The sequence below is a fragment of the Streptomyces toyocaensis genome (assembly GCF_000725125.1).
Taxonomy (GTDB): domain Bacteria; phylum Actinomycetota; class Actinomycetes; order Streptomycetales; family Streptomycetaceae; genus Streptomyces; species Streptomyces toyocaensis.
This window is the reverse complement of record NZ_JFCB01000011.1, coordinates 50,824-67,176: the sequence shown is the minus strand read 5'-3', so window position 1 is coordinate 67,176 and position 16,353 is coordinate 50,824. Positions and strand designations below refer to the sequence as shown.

The window sequence follows — 16,353 nt, the reverse complement described above, 5'->3', positions numbered from 1 at the left end:
GGAAAGTCCCCGACCGCAGACAGGCCGCCGATGTCGCCGCCCCTTCGCCCCGGCTTACCCTCGGCGCCATGACCCCTCAGCCGAACCCCGAGGCCGGCGCCGCCGTCAAGGCCGCCGACCGTGCCCATGTGTTCCACTCCTGGTCCGCCCAGGAACTCATCGACCCGCTCGCCGTCGCCGGGGCGGAGGGGTCGTACTTCTGGGACTACGACGGCCGGCGCTATCTCGACTTCGCCAGTGGACTCGTCTACACGAACATCGGCTACCAGCACCCGAAGGTCGTCGCCGCGATCCAGGAGCAGGCGGCCCGGCTGACGACGTTCGCGCCCGCGTTCGCCGTCGAGGCGCGGTCGGAGGCGGCCCGGCTGATCGCCGAGCGGACCCCGGGCGACCTGGACAAGATCTTCTTCACCAACGGCGGCGCCGACGCCGTCGAGCACGCCCTGCGCATGGCGCGGCTGCACACCGGACGCCCCAAGGTGCTCTCCGCCTACCGCTCTTACCACGGCGGCACGCAGCAGGCCGTGAACGTCACCGGCGACCCCCGCCGCTGGGCCTCGGACAGCGGCACGGCCGGGGTCGTGCACTTCTGGGCGCCCTACCTGTACCGCTCCCGCTTCTACGCCGAGACCGAGGAGCAGGAGTGCGCCCGGGCGCTGGAGCACCTGGAGACGACGATCGCCTTCGAGGGGCCCTCGACCATCGCGGCGATCATCCTGGAGACCGTCCCGGGCACGGCCGGGATCATGGTCCCGCCGCCCGGCTACCTCGCCGGTGTGCGCGAGCTGTGCGACAAGTACGGGATCGTCTTCGTCCTGGACGAGGTCATGGCCGGCTTCGGGCGGACCGGTGAGTGGTTCGCGGCGGACCTGTTCGGCGTCACGCCCGACCTGCTGACCTTCGCCAAGGGCGTGAACAGCGGGTACGTCCCGCTGGGCGGCGTCGCGATCTCCGGCGCCCTGGCGGAGACGTTCGGCAAGCGGCCCTACCCCGGCGGTCTGACGTACTCCGGGCACCCGCTGGCGTGCGCGGCCGCGGTGGCCACGATCAACGTCATGGCCGAGGAGGGCGTCGTCGAGAACGCGGCCCGGCTGGGCGCCTCCCTCGTCGGGCCGGAGCTGCGGGCGCTCGCCGAGCGGCATCCCTCCGTCGGCGAGGTGCGCGGCGTCGGGATGTTCTGGGCGCTGGAGCTGGTGCGCGACCGGGAGACCCGGGAGCCGCTGGTGCCGTACAACGCGGCCGGCGAGGCGAACGCGCCGATGGCCGCCTTCGCCGCCGCCGCGAAGGAGGGCGGCATCTGGCCCTTCGTGAACATGAACCGCACCCACGTGGTGCCGCCGTGCAACGCGAGCGAGGCGGAACTGAAGGAAGGGCTGGCGGCGCTGGACGCGGCCCTCACGGTGGCGGACAGCTACACCGGGTGACCGAACGGCACGGCCGGGGTGACCGGCCGGGACGGGCGCGGGGCGGGCTCTCCCCCGCGCCCGTTCGAACGCTCCCCACCTCACCCGACCGCGTAAGGTGGCGTGCCCGTGGACATTTGCGTGCACGTCACTCGAACGCGATGAGGGAGACGCCCCGACCATGCCCGGCAGCAGCGGCCATGTGACAGTGACCCGCAGCACCCTGCGGCAGCAGATCGCCGACGCGCTCCGTGACGAGGTGCTGGCCGGGCGGCTCCAGCCGGGGCAGGAGTTCACCGTCAAGGAGATCGCCGAGCAGTACGGCGTGTCCGCGACCCCCGTGCGGGAGGCGCTGGTCGACCTGTCGGCGCAGGGGCTGCTCGACGCCGACCAGCACCGCGGCTTCCGTGTGCACGAGTACTCCGGCGACGACTTCCGCGGCATGATCGAGGCCCGCAGTCTGGTGATCGACGGCATGTTCCACGCGCTGGCCGACGGCCACCTGGCCGAGGTCCGGCCGGAGGAGCCCCGGGTCGCCGCCGCCCTCGCCGGGGTGCGCAGGCGCGGCGAGGAGGCCCAGCGCGCGGCCCTGGCCGGCGACGTCACCGTGCTCATCGGCTACGACCTGCGCTTCTGGCGCGAACTCGTGTCCGTGTTCGGCAACCCCTACCTCACCGACTTCCTGCACCGGCTGCGCGTCCAGGGGTGGGTGTACGCGGTGCAGCACCTGCGGCGGCTGCCCGATCTGCGCGGCCGGCTGTGGTCCGAACACACCGCTCTGGTCGATGCGCTGACGCGCCGTGACACCGATTCCGCCCGCGCGATCGTCGAGGCGTACAACGCGCACTCGTTGTCCCTCGTCGAGGGGCTGACGGACGGTGGGACGGGTAAGGGACCTGCACAACGGTCCGCACGACAGGAGCCGCCCGCACCGGGCGCCGATACCCTTCCCTGACAGGGTGACCACCCCGACGACCGCGTGATGCGAGGAGCCCTCCTTTGGCCTGTGACCTGTGGCTGGTACCGCTCGTCGACGTGTTGTGCCACACGCCCGACAATCCGTTCGCCGAGGAACTCGCGCAGTACAACGCGGTGCTGGCCGGGGCGGGGCTGCCACCGGTGCCGGTGTACCAGTACATGCCCGGACTGACCGGAGAGGTGGCCCCGGTCGCGGGGTTCGACTACGACGCGCTGCACTTCCTGCGCCGGGTGTACCTGCTCCAGGTGTGCGGGCTCCCGGTCACCCCGGTGGACGAACTGGGCGGCGACTACGAGCAGTTGCTGGAGATGTTCGAGACGACGGCGCAGCAGTCCCATCTGGTGTGGCACTACGACCACGCGGGCGCGTACGTCCCCGTCGACTTCCCGCACCCGCTCTCCAGTGACGAACTCCTCGCCGGTGGCGGTCCGCTGGGCTCCTCCCACGCCCTGCTGCGCGAACTGGAACTCGTCGCCCCGTCCATCGGCATCGACCCGGCGAACCCCCCGTCGCCTCCCGAGCCCCCGCACGGGCCGACGGAACTGGAGGAGCCTGCCGTCCCGGCCCCGTACGACCCCAGCCCCTTCGCCCGCGAACGCCATGTCTGGCTGGGCCTGCACGCGGCGGCGACCCGGAGCCTGGCCCAGGGCTCGATGATCGTGTTCAGCTAGGGCGCGGCGTGATCCGCCCCGCCGGCCTCCGGCCCTCGGACCGTGTCCGTTCACCGGTGCCCGCGCGGGCACCGGTGAACGGCGGGTCCGGCTAGAGGAACGAGTTGATCTCGATCGTCTCGTCGCGGCCCGGGCCCACGCCGATCGCGGAGATCGGGGCGCCGGACATCTCCTCCAGGGCCTTGACGTACGCCTGGGCGTTCTTCGGCAGGTCGGAGAAGGACTTCGCCTTGCTGATGTCCTCGCTCCAGCCCGGCAGCATCTCGTAGACGGGCTTCGCGTGGTGGAAGTCGGTCTGCGAGTACGGCAGCTCCTCGACGCGCCGGCCGTCGATCTCGTACGCCACGCAGACCGGGATCTGCTCCCAGCCGGTGAGGACGTCGAGCTTGGTGAGGAAGAAGTCGGTGAGGCCGTTGACGCGGGTGGCGTAGCGGGCGATCACCGCGTCGAACCAGCCGCAGCGGCGGTCGCGGCCGGTGGTGACACCGCGCTCGCCGCCGATGCGGCGCAGGGCCTCGCCGTCCTCGTCGAAGAGCTCGGTGGGGAACGGACCGGCGCCGACGCGGGTCGTGTACGCCTTGAGGATGCCGATGACGCGGCTGATCTTCGTCGGACCCACGCCCGCGCCCGTGCAGGCTCCGCCCGCGGTCGGGTTGGACGAGGTGACGAAGGGATATGTGCCGTGGTCGATGTCGAGGAGCGTGCCCTGGCCGCCCTCGAAGAGGACCACCTTGTCCTGCTCCAGCGCCTCGTTCAGCACCAGCACCGTGTCGGCGACGTACGGGGCGAGCTTGTCCGCGTAGACCAGCAGCTCCTCGACCACCTGCTCCACCGCGATGGCGCGCCGGTTGTAGAGCTTGGTCAGCATCTGGTTCTTGACGTCGAGGGCCGCCTCCACCTTCTGGGTGAGGATGGACTCGTCGTACAGGTCCTGGACGCGGATGCCGACGCGGTTGATCTTGTCGGCGTAGGTCGGGCCGATGCCCCGGCCCGTCGTCCCGATCTTGCGCTTTCCGAGGAAGCGCTCGGTCACCTTGTCCACCGTCACGTTGTACGGCGTGATGATGTGCGCGTTTCCGCTGATCAGGAGCTTGGACGTGTCGACGCCGCGCTCGTTCAGACCGCTCAGCTCGGAGAGCAGGACCGACGGGTCGACGACGACGCCGTTACCGATGACCGGCGTGCAGCCGGGGGACAGGATTCCGGAAGGGAGCAGGTGGAGGGCGTACTTCTGGTCACCCACGACTACCGTGTGGCCGGCGTTGTTGCCGCCCTGGTAGCGCACCACATAGTCGACGGAACCACCGAGCAGGTCCGTCGCCTTTCCCTTGCCTTCGTCACCCCACTGAGCACCGAGCAGCACAAGTGCGGGCACGCGCGTACACCCCTTCCGGGCGGGGCATGTCCAAGGTCAGGGGCGCACACGGAGGATCACCGCCGCGTGCACCGCGACCACCGTTGGCCGCCAACCGTCGGACCGGATGCCCCGGAATAGACGAAGCCCCTGGCGCAATAGCGCAAGGGGCTCTTGCACAAAGATGCTACCCGAGGAAGCGAGGCATGGCCGAGGTGGCGACTTCCAGGACCTTTTCCGCGACGTCCGATCAGCTCCTGGTGGTCGTCGATCCGGTCGCCCGGCGGGCGGACGGCGAGTCCGTCCGGATCGCGAAGGACGTGCTGAGCGCGGGTGCGGCGGGCGCCAAGGTGTGCCTGCCGGACGGTCCGGAGGAGTTCGCCCGGGCGCTGGCACGGCGCGGGGCGCGGCGGCCGGTGGTGGTCGGCGACGACCGCGCCCTGGTGCGGACGGTGACGCTGCTGCACCGGCGGCGGGAGCTGGCCGGGTGCGCGCTGTCGCTGGTGCCGGTGGGCGGCGCGGTCTCCCTCGCCCGGTCGCTGGGGGTGCCCACGGGCGCGGTGGCGGCGGCACGGGCGGTGCTGGACGGGGCCGAGCAGCGGATGGACCTCCTGGTGGACGACAGCGACGGGGTGGTCCTCGGCACGCTGCGGATCCCGCCGGTCGGGGCCCTGACACGGATGCGGGAGGCGTCCGGCGGGGCGGGCCGGCCCTGGCTGCGCGGCCTCGTGCGGACCCTGGTGCCGGCCAGGCCGCCGGGGGCCGTCTCCACGCCCGAGGCGTGGCCGGCGCGGCTGCGGGTGGAGGTCGACGGGGAGACGCTCGTGGACCTGCGGCAGCCGGTGGAAGGCGTCTCGGTCGTCCCGGCCGCATCCGGGGCGGCCCGCGTCGAGGTGCGTCCGGTGTCGGTGGGCGCGGAGGCGACGCCGCTGTCGGCCGAGGGCCGCACGGTGACCGTGTCGGGCGCGCACTTCCGCTACCGGGCGGACGCGGTGGTGTCGGGGCCGGTGCGGACGCGGACGTGGGTGGTGCGGGAAGCGGCGTGGGGGCTGGTCCTGCCGGCCCGGTAGCGGGCGCGCCGGGGTCCGCGGACCCCGGCGCGTCATCCCCGCCCGAACCGCTCCTCCCGGTGCGCCCGCCAGCGCTCCATCATCGTCTCGATCTCCTTCTCCACGAACTCGAAGAAGGCCAGCGTCTCCGCCAGCCGGCGGCCCGCCGGGCTCTCGGCCCCCAGGCTGGTGACGCCCTCCCTCAGCGCGTCCTCCCAGCGGCGGATGACGGCCTCCCGGTTGGTGAGGGCCTCGTACCACTGGTCGCCGTGGACCCGGTACCGCTCCCGGCGCGACCCGGGCTCGCGCTCACGGGAGACCATGCGCTGCTGCGCCAGGTAGCGCACCGCGCCGGAGACCGCGGCCGGTGAGATCTTGAGCTGTTCGCCCAGCTGGGCGGAGGTCAGAATGCCGGTGTCGGACGCGAGCAGGGCCCCGAACACGCGGGCGGGCATGCGCGGCAGTCCGGCCTCCACCAACTGGGCCGCGAAGTGCTCCACGAACCGGGAGACCGCCTCCGGGTCCCGGGCCGTCCCGCTCGGCTCCGCCATGGTCCGATCATCTCCCCTGCTCAGGTGCCGTGGATCAGTCTAGCCGTCGATTCATACGGTTCCTTAACTTCACAAATTTCTGAAGTAAGCGTACGTTGCGGAGCATGACGAAGGCCATCACCGTGTCCGGGCTGCACAAGTCCTTCGGCCGGACGCACGCACTGGACGGACTGGACCTGAGCGTCGGCACCGGCGAGGTCCACGGCTTCCTCGGACCCAACGGCTCCGGCAAGTCCACCACCATCCGCGTCCTGCTCGGCCTGCTGCGCGCCGACTCCGGCGCCGCCCAGGTGCTCGGCCGGGACCCGTGGACGGACGCCGTGGAGATCCACCGCCGCATCGCCTACGTCCCCGGTGACGTGACGCTGTGGCGCAACCTCTCCGGGGGCGAGGTCATCGACCTGTACGGGCGCCTGCGCGGGGGCCTGGACCCGCGCCGCCGGGCCGAGCTGGTCGAGCGGTTCGAGCTGGACCCGACGAAGAAGGGCCGCGCGTACTCCAAGGGCAACCGGCAGAAGGTGGCCCTGGTCGCCGCGTTCGCCTCCGACGTGGACCTGCTGATCCTGGACGAGCCGACGTCCGGTCTCGACCCGCTCATGGAGGAGGTCTTCCAGCGCTGTGTCACCGAGGAGCGGGAACGCGGGCGGACCGTGCTGCTGTCCTCGCACATCCTCAGCGAGGTGGAGGAGCTGTGCGACCGGGTCAGCATCATCCGCAAGGGGCGGACCGTGGAGAGCGGTTCGCTCGCCGAGCTGCGCCATCTCACCCGCACGAGCGTGAGCGCCGAACTCGCCGGGCCGCCGGGCGGGCTCGCCGGGCTGCCCGGCGTGCACGACCTGGACGTGCGGGGGCGGCGGGTGCGGCTCCAGGTCGACACCGACAAGCTCGACGCGGTGCTGCGCTCGCTGAGCGAGTCGGGCGTGCGGTCGCTGACGTCCACCCCGCCGACGCTGGAGGAGCTGTTCCTGCGGCACTACCAGGACGAGGCCGAGGCCGCCGAGGGCGGGGTGACCGTCCGATGAGCGCCCCGGCCTTCGCCGCACGGCCCGCGAGCTCGCGTCAGCTCGCGGGCACGGGCACCCTGCTGCGCTTCGCGCTGCGCCGGGACCGGGTGATGATCCCGGTCTGGGTCGGGGTGAACGCGCTCATGGTGCTGTCCATGCCGAACACCCTCGAAGGCCTCTACGGCACCCCGGCCGAACGCGCCGACCTGGCCGGCCGGATGGCCGCCAATTCCTCGCTGCGCGCGATGGTCGGCCCCGTTCTCGGCGACTCCCTCGGCGCGCTGACCGCCTGGCGGGTCGGGGTGTACGCGGGCGCGCTGGCCGCCGTGGTCGGGCTGCTGGTCGTCGTACGGCACACCCGGGACGAGGAGGAGAGCGGGCGTCAGGAGCTGGTGGCGTCCGGAATGGTCGGGCGCAGGGCCTCGCTGACGGCGGCGCTGCTCGCGGCGGCCGTCGCGAACGGGGTGCTGGCGCTGCTGGTGACGGCCGGACTGGCCGGGCAGGGAGCGGCGGGCGCACTGGCGTTCGGGCTCGGGATCGCGGGCGTGGGCATGGTGTTCGCGACGACGGCGGCGATCGTGGCGCAGCTGACGGAGAGCGCGCGTCTCGCGCGAGGGCTCACGGCGGCGGCGCTCGGGTCGGCGTTCGTGCTGCGGGCGGCGGGCGACTCGGCGACGGACGACGGCTCGTCACCGCTGACCTGGGCGTCACCGCTCGGCTGGCTGACGAACCTGCGGGCCTTCGCCGGTGAGCGGTGGTGGGTGCTGGGGCTGTTCGCGGGGGCCGTGCTGGTCCAGGGGGCGGTGGCGTACGCGCTCGCCGGCCGCCGGGACCTCGGCATGAGCTTCCTGCCGAGCCGTCCGGGGCCGGCCGCCGGGCGGCTCGGGAGTGCGGGAGCGCTGGCCTGGCGGCTGCAGCGGGGCGGCGTGCTCGGCTGGAGCACCGGGTTCCTGCTCGCCGGGCTGGTGTACGGCGCGATGGCCGAGGGGGCGGCCGATCTGGTCGGCGACAACGAGGGCACCCGGGAGATCTTCCGCCGGATGGGCGGGCAGTCCGGGCTGACCGACGCGTTCCTCGCGGCGATGGCCGGGGTCCTCGGGCTGGTGGCCGCCCTGTACGTCGTGGCGTCGGTGCTGCGGCTGCACGGCGAGGAGACCTCGGGGCGGGCCGAACCGGTCCTCGCGGGGGCGGTCGGACGGCTGCGCTGGGCCGCCGGGCACCTGGCGGTGGCGTTCGGCGGGACGGTGCTGCTGATGCTGCTCGCGGGAGCGGGGCTCGCCCTCGGCCACGGCGAGCAGGTGGGCCCGCTGCTGGCGGCGTGTCTGGTGCAGGTCCCGGCGGTGTGGGTGATCGGCGGGGTCGCGGTCCTGCTGTACGGGCTGGCGCCCGGGGCGGCGACGGGCGCGTGGGGCGTGGCCGGTGCGGTGCTGCTGATCGGCTGGGTCGGCCCGGCGCTCGACGTACCGCGGGCGGTGCTGGACCTGTCCCCCTTCGGTCATCTGCCGAAGCTGCCCGGCGGGGACATGGAGTGGTCCCCGGTGCTCGTCCTCACGGCTCTCGCGGCGGCCCTGGTGGCGGCGGGTCTGGCCGGGCTGCGGCGCAGGGACATGACGACGTGAGGGGTGGCGGCCGTCGGTCCACGTACCGCTCAAGCTCCTCGGTGCCGAGCTCGATGCCGACGGGGTCCGGCAGCACGGCCCTCTCGCCCAGCCGGCGCTTCTGGACGTTCCGGTAGCCGACCTCCGGGTCCGGGTCGCCGTGCACGAGGACCGGGCGACGGCCGGTGATCAGCCGAACGGGTGATCACCCCAGCTCCACGGCCAGCCCTTCCAGGCCCCTGATCACGAAGTTCGGCTTCCGCCGCGGTTCCTCGGCCAGGCGCAGGGTCGGGGCACGCTCCAGCAGCGCCCGCATCGAGGCCGCCAGCTCGATGCGGGCCAGCGGCGCGCCGATGCAGTAGTGGATGCCGGCGCTGAAGGAGATGTGGGGGTTGTCCCGGCGGGTCAGGTCCAGGCGGGAGGGGTCGGCGAAGACCGCCGGGTCGTGGTTGGCGGAGCCGAAGAGCATCGCGATCTCCGCACCCCTCGGGATGACCTGGCCGTCGATCTCGATCTCGTCGAGCACCCAGCGCTCGAAGAGCTGGAGCGGGGTGTCGTAGCGCATCAGCTCCTCCACGGCGGAGGGCACCAGCGAGTGGTCCGCGCGCAGGGCGGCGAGCTGTCCGGGGTTGCGGAACAGGGCCCACCAGCCGTTGACGGTGGAGTTCACCGTCGCCTCGTGGCCGGCGTTCAGCAGCAGCACGCAGGTGGAGATCATCTCCTGCTCGGTGAGCCGGTCGTCGTCCTCGTCGTGGGCGGCGATCAGGCCCGAGATCAGGTCGTCGCCCGGGTTCTCGCGGCGCTCGGCGATCAGGTCGCGCAGGTAGTCCGAGAACTCGACCGACGCCCGGACCGCCCTCGCCGCCGCGTCCTGGGACGGGTTCAGCTCGTACATCCCGCAGATGTCCGCCGACCAGGGGCGCAGCGGCGCCCGGTCCGCCTCCGGGATGCCCAGCATCTCGGCGATCACCGCGACCGGCAGCGGCTCGGCGACATCCGTGAGCAGGTCACCGCCGCCCGCCTCGACCAGCCCGGAGACCAGGTCCCCCGCGAGCTCCGTGACGTACGGCTTGAGGCGCTCCACCGTGCGGGGGGTGAACGCCTTCGACACCAGGCGGCGGATGCGGGTGTGGTCCGGCGGTTCGAGGTCGAGCATGCCGTGGTCGTTGAGGGTGTGGAACGGCTCGTGCTCCGGCGGGGGCGGCGTGCGGCCGAACTCCTCGTGCGTGAAGCGGTGCAGATACGTCCGGCCGAGGCGCCGGTCGCGCAGCAGCGCCGAGACGTCCGCGTGGTGCGCGACCAGCCACTGGTCCGTCGGCTCGAAGTACCGCACCCGGCCCCGCTCCCGCAGCTCGGCGTAGGCGGGGTACGGATCGGCGACGAACGCGGGGTCCCACGGGTCGAAGGCGAGGTCGTCAAGGGCTGCCATGGACGGACGGTAGCCCGGAAACCGGCCCCTGACCAGGGGGTCAGCCCGGCGTCACCAGCCGCGCCTCGTACGCGAACACCGCCGCCTGGGTGCGGTCCCGCAGGCCCAGTTTCACCAGGATCCGGCTGACGTGCGTCTTGATCGTCGACTCGGCGACCATCAGCCGCCCGGCGATCTCCGCGTTCGACAGGCCCTGCGCGATCAGTACCAGCACCTCCGTCTCCCGCTCGGTCAGGTCGCCGTACGCCGCCTGCGCGGACGGCATCAGCCGCGGCGCCTCGGACAGCTTGGAGAACTCGGTGATCAGGCGCCTGGTGACCGTCGGGGCGAGCAGTGCCTCCCCGGCCGCGACGACCCGCACCCCGTCGGCGAGCTGACGGGCCGAGGCGTCCTTCAGCAGGAAGCCGGAGGCACCCGCGCGCAGCGCCTGGTACACGTACTCGTCGAGGTCGAACGTGGTCAGCACCAGCACCTTCGCCGCTCCGTCGGCGGCAACGATCTCCCGCGTCGCCTCGATGCCGTTCAGCTCGGGCATGCGGATGTCCATGAGGACGACGTCGGGGGCGAGTTCGCGGACCCGCTCGACCGCCTCCCGGCCGTTGACGGCCTCGCCGGCCACCTCGATGTCCGGCATCGCGCCCAGCAGCACCGAGAAGCCCTCGCGCACCATCATCTGGTCGTCCGCGATCAGGACGCGAATGGTCATGCGTCACCCTCGATCACCGTGGCGACCGGCAGGAACACGGCGACCTCGTAGCCGCCGTCGTCGGTGGGTCCTGCCGTCATCTCGCCGTCCAGCATGGAGACCCGCTCCCGCATGCCCGTGATGCCGTGGCCGGCACCGGGCGAGGGCTTCACGAGGCTCGGCCGGGGCGCCGGAGCGTTGACGACGCGCACGCCGAGGCCGCCCAGAACGTACCCGATCTCGACGCGGGCGCCCGCGCCGGGCGCGTGCCGCAGGCTGTTGCTCAGCGCCTCCTGCACGATCCGGTACGCCGACAGTTCCACGCCCTGCGGCAGCTCCCGCACCGCGCCGGTCACCACCTTCTCCACCTCCAGGCCCGCGTCGCGCACGTTGACGAGCAGGGCGTCCAGGTCGGCGAGGGTGGGCTGCGGGGCGTCCGGGGCCTCGTAGTCCTCTGCGCGGACCACGCCGAGGATGCGGCGCAGCTCGGTGAGGGCGGCCACCGCGTTCTCCCGGATGGTGGCGAAGGCGCGCTCCAGTTCCGGCGGCGGGTTCTCCACCCGGTACGGCGCGGCCTCGGCCTGGATGGCGACCACCGACATGTGGTGGGCGACCACATCGTGCAGTTCGCGGGCGATGGTGGTGCGCTCCTCCAGCAGTGTCCGCCGGGACCGTTCCTGCGCGGTCACCGTCTTCTGGGCGGTCACCTCCTGCCGGGCGGTGTGCCGGACGTGCCAGAGGGAGACCAGGAGCAGGGCGAAGGCGGACGTCACCATCATGGGGCCGCTGTTCGCGTAGTAGTACGACCCGCCGAAGAAGACGTCCGAGAGGAAGGCGTACCCGGCGGTCAGGACCCACATCCAGGCGGCGGTGCGGGGCCGGGTGCGCAGCGCCACGACGACCAGCACCGTCAGGTGGGAGATGAACGCGCCGGGCATCCACGGCCACTCCAAGCCGTTGCCGTAGAGAATCGCCACCACCGGGGTCGCGGCGAGCGACAGCCAGAAGGCGCCGACCGGCCGGACGAGTGTGGCGAGCACGGGGAGCGCGCACAGCACCCCGCTCAGCAGGGCCGGTACGTCACCGCCGGGCAGGCCGCCCGACAGCGCACCGACGGCCAGAGCGAGCAGCGCGACCGCACCCACCACCGCGTGCGGGAGGTGCTGCGCGGCCGTCCGCACCCTGCCGGGCAGCCTGCGGACGAACGGGCCGTCCGTGTTCCGGGGCGGCAGCGGGTGGTAGGCGAAGGGGTCCTGGAACAGGTCCTGGCGCAGTCCCCGCAAGGCATTCTGGGCCAGCCGGTACTCCGGGCTGCGGGCCCCGGCTCCGTGCTGCTGGTGAGTCGTCTCGGTCACGTCCACACCGTAGGCCGACCGGGTGGCCGCGGTCGTCCCCGCTGAGACGGGTTCCGGGGCGTCCCTCTCAGGTACTACGCAGGCCGGATCCGGGTCTCCCCTCAGTACCCGGAGGGGCGCACCAGCCCCGACTCGTAGGCGAACACCGCGGCCTGCGTGCGGTCCCGCAGACCCAGTTTCACCAGGATGCGGCCGACATGCGTCTTCACGGTCTGCTCGGCCACCACCAGCCGTACGGCTATCTCCGCGTTCGACAGGCCCTGCGCGATCAGCGCGAGTACCTCCGTCTCGCGTTCGGTCAGCTCGCCGACGCGTTGTCCGGGCCGGGTGCTGCGGGGCCGGGGGTCCAGCCGGGAGAACTCGGCGATCAGGCGGCGCGTGACACCCGGCGCGAGCAGCGCGTCGCCGGCCGCCACCACTCGCACGGCTTCGGCGAGTTGGTCGGCGGAGGCGTCCTTCAGCAGGAAGCCGGACGCCCCGGCGCGCAGCGCCTCGTACACGTACTCGTCGAGGTCGAAGGTGGTCAGGACGAGCACCCTGACGTCCGGGGCGGCGGTGGTGATCCGGGCGGTGGCCTCGATGCCGCCGAGTTCGGGCATGCGGATGTCCATCAGGACGACGTCCGGGGCGAGTTCGGCGACCTGCGCGACCGCGTCCACCCCGTTCACCGCCTGGCCGACGACCTCGATGTCGGGCTGCGTGTTCAGCAGCACGGTGAAGCCCTGCCGGACCATCTGCTGGTCGTCGGCGATCAGTACGCGGATCATGCGGTGCCGTCCTGAGGGAGGGGTTCTGAAGCGGGCGTGGCGGAGACCGGCAGGTAGGCGTCGACCTTGTAGCCCCGGCCCGACCAGCGGCCGGCCGTCAGCCTGCCCCCCAGCATCACCGCCCGTTCCCGCATGCCGAGCAGCCCGTGCCCGGCGCCGGAGGACGGCGGTGCCTCGCGGGCCGGACCGGTGTTGACGACCTCCACCCGGAGCCCTCGCGGATCGTAGGCCAGGGCGACGTGAGCGGTCGCGCCGGGCGCGTGCCGCAGGACGTTGCTCAGCGCCTCCTGCACGATCCGGTACGCCGACAGCTCCACGCCGGGCGGCAGCGGCCGCCGTTCGCCGGTGATCTCGGTGGTGACGGTCAGTCCGGCCGCGCGGGTGTTCTCCACCAGCGCCTCCAGCCGGTCGAGGGTGGGCTGCGGGGCGTCCGAGCGCTCGCCGGGGGCGGGGTGTTCCGAGCGGAGCACGTCGAGGACGCGGCGCAGTTCGGTGAGCGCCTCGACGGCGTTCTGGCGGATGCCGGCGAGGTTCTCCTTGAGTTCGTCCGTCGGGTCCGGCACGAGGTGCGGGGCGACCTGGGCCTGGATGGAGATCACCGACATGTGGTGGGCCACCACGTCGTGCAACTCCCTTGCGATACGGCTGCGTTCCTCCAGGAGGGTGCGGCGGGCGCGTTCCTCGGCGGTGAGCGTCGTCTGCTGCACCAGCTCCGCGCGGGCCTCGCGACGGCCGCGCAGGGCGGTGCCGACGAGGACGACGACCGCGGCCAGGGGCACGAGGACCTGGCCGGTGGGCGTGTAGTTCGCCCCGCCCCACACTCCTTGCACGAGATAGGTGGCCAGGCTCGTCAGGGCCAGCGCCTCGACCGCCACACGGCTGCGCACCCGGAGTGCCAGCAGCAGGAGGACGAACAGGTGAGCGATGATCCCGGCGGACGTCCAGGGCCAGGTGAAGGAGGGCCCGTCGAGGCCCAACCTGCTGTGCAGCGCGACCGCGCCGGTCACCGCGGCCGTCAGCGACACCCACCACGCCGCGATGGGCCGCCACAGCGCGAGGACCATCGCACCGCCCTGCGCGGACGCCAGTACCGGCGCGAGCCCCCCTACGACGCGGTCGTCGTCCGTCAGCTGGGCCATGTCGCCCAGCAGAACCCCGAACGCCGCCAGGCACACCACTCCGTGCGGCAGCCAGCGCACCCAGAGGGACGGCGGCAGCGGGTCCGCTCGCGCCGTCACCAGGTCGTCCCGCAGCACGCCCAGCCACCGCCGGACGAGCCCCGCCCCCGTGTTCGTCACACCGTTCAGCCTAGACATGACGCACGTCCTGCGTCGTCGGCCGGTGGGTGCGGACCACTTGGGACCGTCCGCGCCGCCGTCCTCCCCCGCCCCGCTCCCAGGAACGGAACGCGGACACGCAGACCGCGAGGGCCAGGACGAACACGGGCAGCCAGAGCAGCCGGGCGGCGACCCAGCCGAGGCCGTCGGGGACGGTGTGCAGACCGGGCAGGCGCCCGGCGGGCAGGGCGGTGGCGGTGGTCGCCATGAGGGCCGTCTGGTGCCACAGGAAGACCGTCATCGCAAAGAGGTTGACCAGCGCGACCGCCGCCCACGCGACGGGCCGGCGCATCGCGGCGCGCAGCCGCTCCCGCAGTAGCAGCGCCAGCCCGCACTGGGCGAGGCCGAAGGTCACGGCGGCGAGCGTCGGCGGGTTGAGGTTGGACACCCCGGCGCCCGGGACGCCGACCATCGACGCCGGGTAGCCGGCGAAGGCGACGAGCGCGGCCGTGGCCGCCGCACCGGCGACCAGGAGGAGCCGGCCGGACCTGCGGCCTTCGAGTTCGCCCCGGGTCCAGGCGGCGCCCAGGGTGTACGGCACCAGCCAGCCCGCCGCCAGGTTCAGCCAGCCGAGCGAGTCGGGGGCGCCGAGGCCGAAGCGCAGCAGGTCGACGTGGAGCACGACGGCGAGCGGCCACAGCGGATGCAATCGGGTCAGGAGCGGCGTCGCGGCGGTGAGGGCGGCGAAGACCAACAGGAACCAGAGCGGGGACAGGGCGAGTTTCGCCAGGGTGCGGACGGTCGCGTACTCGGCGCCGGAGAGCAGCAGCACGGCCGTGACGACCGTCCACAGGGTGAGGAGGGCGGCGACCGGCTTGAACAGCCGGGCCAGCCGGTCGCGCAGCCAGCGGTGGTACGGGACGCCACGGGCACGCGCCGAGGCGTACCCGCGGGTGGCGACATGACCGCCGACCAGGAAGAACACGGCGAGGGTCTGGAACGCCCAGGAGACGGGGGCCAGCCACGGCATGTGCTGGAGCGGGCCGGCGGTGTGCAGGGTGCGGCCGTCGGAGACGAGCGCGGTGACGAGCCAGTGGCCGAGCACGACACCGAGGACGGCGAGGGCGCGCAGGGCGTCCACGGCGCGGTCGCGGTGGAGCGGGGTGGCCGCGTCGACGCGCGCGACAGCGTGGCGTATCGCGCTGGTGAGGTGACTCATGAGGTCACCGCCCGGGTGTCGCCCAGGACGATCCGGGTGAGGTTGGCCAGGGAGACGGAACCGGGGGCGAAGTAGTCGCTGTGACCGCCGTCGCCGGCCGTGAAGACGCGGGCGCCGAAGGCCGGGGACAGGGGGTCGGTGCCGAAGCCGACGGTGGTGCCGAGGAGCCCGACGCTGAGGTGGGGGACGTTCTCCACCCAGTCGTCGGTGCCCCGGGCGGCCCAGACTCTGGCCCGCGTGCGCAGGTCGGCCGCGGTGTCGGCGCCGGTGCCGGGGCTGCCGAGGAGGGCGATGTCGTCGACGTCGAGGCCGTCGGCGGCTTCGGCGCAGACGACGGAACCGTAGGAATGACAGAGCAACGAGACCCGGGCCCGCTGCCCGGCGACGGCGCGCACGTCGCGGACCAGCGCGCGGAGTCCGGGTGCGGCCTCCTCCGCGCGTCCGGTGGTGGCGACGGCGGTGCCGAGGGTGCCGGGTGTCTCGTAGCCGAGCCAGGCCACGACCGCCGTGCGCGTACCGTCCGGGGTCTCGTCGGCGAGCCGCTCGTGCAGGGCGAGGGCGGCGGCGCGGAACCGGGCGTAGGTGTCGAGGCCGGTGTCGGAGCCGGGGACGAGGACGGCGACCCGGCCGGCGCGCGCGAGGTCACCGAGCACCTCGGTGACCCGTCCGGGCCCGCGCCCGTCGAAGTGCAGCAACTGCCTCCCGGCCAGCGCGCGGTCGACCGCGGCCCGCTTCAGGTCGCCGTGGTCCCCGGCCATCCGGGCCGCCTCCCGGGCCCCTGCCCGGTGGGCCGCGTACACCGCGTCGAGGTTCGCCGCGACGGGCGGCGCGACGACGGCGGGCACCGGCGCGGGCACCCGTGCCCGCCCCGCCCCGGCGAGCGGCACGGCAACCGCCGCGGCGACCAGCACCGCCAGCCCACCCCGCCGCCACCGCCCACGGCGACCGCTCCCGCTCCCCCTCCCGCTCCCGCGGGCAGTCGTGCCTCCCCCAGTGCCCGAAAGGCCTGGGA

15 protein-coding genes are annotated in these 16,353 nt (G+C 73.3%); 6 read left to right on the top strand and 9 right to left on the bottom strand.

Annotation, left to right across the window (positions count from 1 at the left end; genetic code table 11):
• The first annotated feature begins 68 nt into the window (after positions 1-68).
• The 3 genes from BU52_RS14475 to BU52_RS14465 all read left to right on the top strand — a co-directional run bounded on the left by BU52_RS14475 (position 69) and on the right by BU52_RS14465 (position 3,053).
• Entirely contained in the window at positions 69-1,424 is a 1,356-nt protein-coding gene (locus BU52_RS14475; protein WP_037933622.1) for an aspartate aminotransferase family protein, read from the top strand.
• A 160-nt stretch (positions 1,425-1,584) separates the two neighbouring features.
• Complete coding sequence (locus BU52_RS14470) at positions 1,585-2,358, top strand: GntR family transcriptional regulator (protein WP_037933620.1); 774 nt, start codon at positions 1,585-1,587, stop codon at positions 2,356-2,358.
• Positions 2,359-2,402: 44 nt separating this feature from the next.
• Positions 2,403-3,053: a hypothetical protein gene (locus BU52_RS14465; protein ID WP_037933618.1), complete on the top strand. Its 651-nt coding sequence runs from the start codon at positions 2,403-2,405 to the stop codon at positions 3,051-3,053.
• Positions 3,054-3,144: 91 nt separating this feature from the next.
• On the opposite strand, the gene BU52_RS14460 is transcribed toward BU52_RS14465, so the two are convergent.
• The gene (locus BU52_RS14460; protein ID WP_037933615.1) at positions 3,145-4,428 is read right to left on the bottom strand and encodes an adenylosuccinate synthase; all 1,284 of its coding nucleotides are present in this window, start codon (positions 4,426-4,428) and stop codon (positions 3,145-3,147) included.
• Between the two features lie 185 nt (positions 4,429-4,613).
• Between BU52_RS14460 and BU52_RS14455 the strand changes: the two genes are divergently transcribed.
• Positions 4,614-5,477: a diacylglycerol kinase family protein gene (locus BU52_RS14455; RefSeq protein ID WP_037933612.1), complete on the top strand. Its 864-nt coding sequence runs from the start codon at positions 4,614-4,616 to the stop codon at positions 5,475-5,477.
• A gap of 32 nt (positions 5,478-5,509) precedes the next feature.
• Here BU52_RS14455 and BU52_RS14450 read toward each other — a convergent pair whose 3' ends face one another.
• Positions 5,510-6,007, bottom strand: a complete 498-nt coding sequence (locus BU52_RS14450) for a GbsR/MarR family transcriptional regulator (protein ID WP_037933610.1) — start codon at positions 6,005-6,007, stop codon at positions 5,510-5,512.
• Positions 6,008-6,111: 104 nt separating this feature from the next.
• On the opposite strand from BU52_RS14450, the gene BU52_RS14445 reads away from it, so the two are divergent.
• Complete coding sequence (locus BU52_RS14445; protein ID WP_037933607.1) at positions 6,112-7,029, top strand: ABC transporter ATP-binding protein; 918 nt, start codon at positions 6,112-6,114, stop codon at positions 7,027-7,029.
• Complete coding sequence (locus tag BU52_RS14440) at positions 7,026-8,630, top strand: ABC transporter permease (protein ID WP_037933604.1); 1,605 nt, start codon at positions 7,026-7,028, stop codon at positions 8,628-8,630. Before BU52_RS14445 ends, BU52_RS14440 begins: the two co-directional genes overlap by 4 nt.
• A gap of 184 nt (positions 8,631-8,814) precedes the next feature.
• On the opposite strand, the gene BU52_RS14435 is transcribed toward BU52_RS14440, so the two are convergent.
• The 7 genes from BU52_RS14435 to BU52_RS14405 form a co-directional block, all read right to left on the bottom strand.
• Entirely contained in the window at positions 8,815-10,038 is a 1,224-nt protein-coding gene (locus BU52_RS14435; RefSeq protein WP_037933601.1) for a cytochrome P450, read from the bottom strand.
• 40 nt (positions 10,039-10,078) lie between these two features.
• The gene (locus BU52_RS14430) at positions 10,079-10,744 is read right to left on the bottom strand and encodes a response regulator (RefSeq protein ID WP_037933598.1); all 666 of its coding nucleotides are present in this window, start codon (positions 10,742-10,744) and stop codon (positions 10,079-10,081) included.
• Positions 10,741-12,078, bottom strand: coding sequence for a sensor histidine kinase (locus BU52_RS14425; RefSeq protein WP_235216332.1), 1,338 nt, complete (start codon positions 12,076-12,078; stop codon positions 10,741-10,743). Before BU52_RS14425 ends, BU52_RS14430 begins: the two co-directional genes overlap by 4 nt.
• 101 nt (positions 12,079-12,179) lie before the next feature.
• Positions 12,180-12,845, bottom strand: a complete 666-nt coding sequence (locus tag BU52_RS14420) for a response regulator (RefSeq protein WP_037933594.1) — start codon at positions 12,843-12,845, stop codon at positions 12,180-12,182.
• Positions 12,842-14,161 carry a sensor histidine kinase gene (locus tag BU52_RS14415; protein ID WP_037933592.1) on the bottom strand — a complete coding sequence of 440 codons (1,320 nt, stop codon included), beginning with the start codon at positions 14,159-14,161 and terminating at the stop codon, positions 12,842-12,844. Before BU52_RS14415 ends, BU52_RS14420 begins: the two co-directional genes overlap by 4 nt.
• Positions 14,154-15,341: an acyltransferase family protein gene (locus BU52_RS14410; protein ID WP_037933590.1), complete on the bottom strand. Its 1,188-nt coding sequence runs from the start codon at positions 15,339-15,341 to the stop codon at positions 14,154-14,156. Before BU52_RS14410 ends, BU52_RS14415 begins: the two co-directional genes overlap by 8 nt.
• A complete protein-coding gene (locus tag BU52_RS14405; protein ID WP_037933866.1) occupies positions 15,338-16,258 on the bottom strand; it encodes an alpha/beta hydrolase in 921 nt (306 codons plus the stop codon). Before BU52_RS14405 ends, BU52_RS14410 begins: the two co-directional genes overlap by 4 nt.
• Between the last annotated feature and the right edge of the window lie 95 nt (positions 16,259-16,353).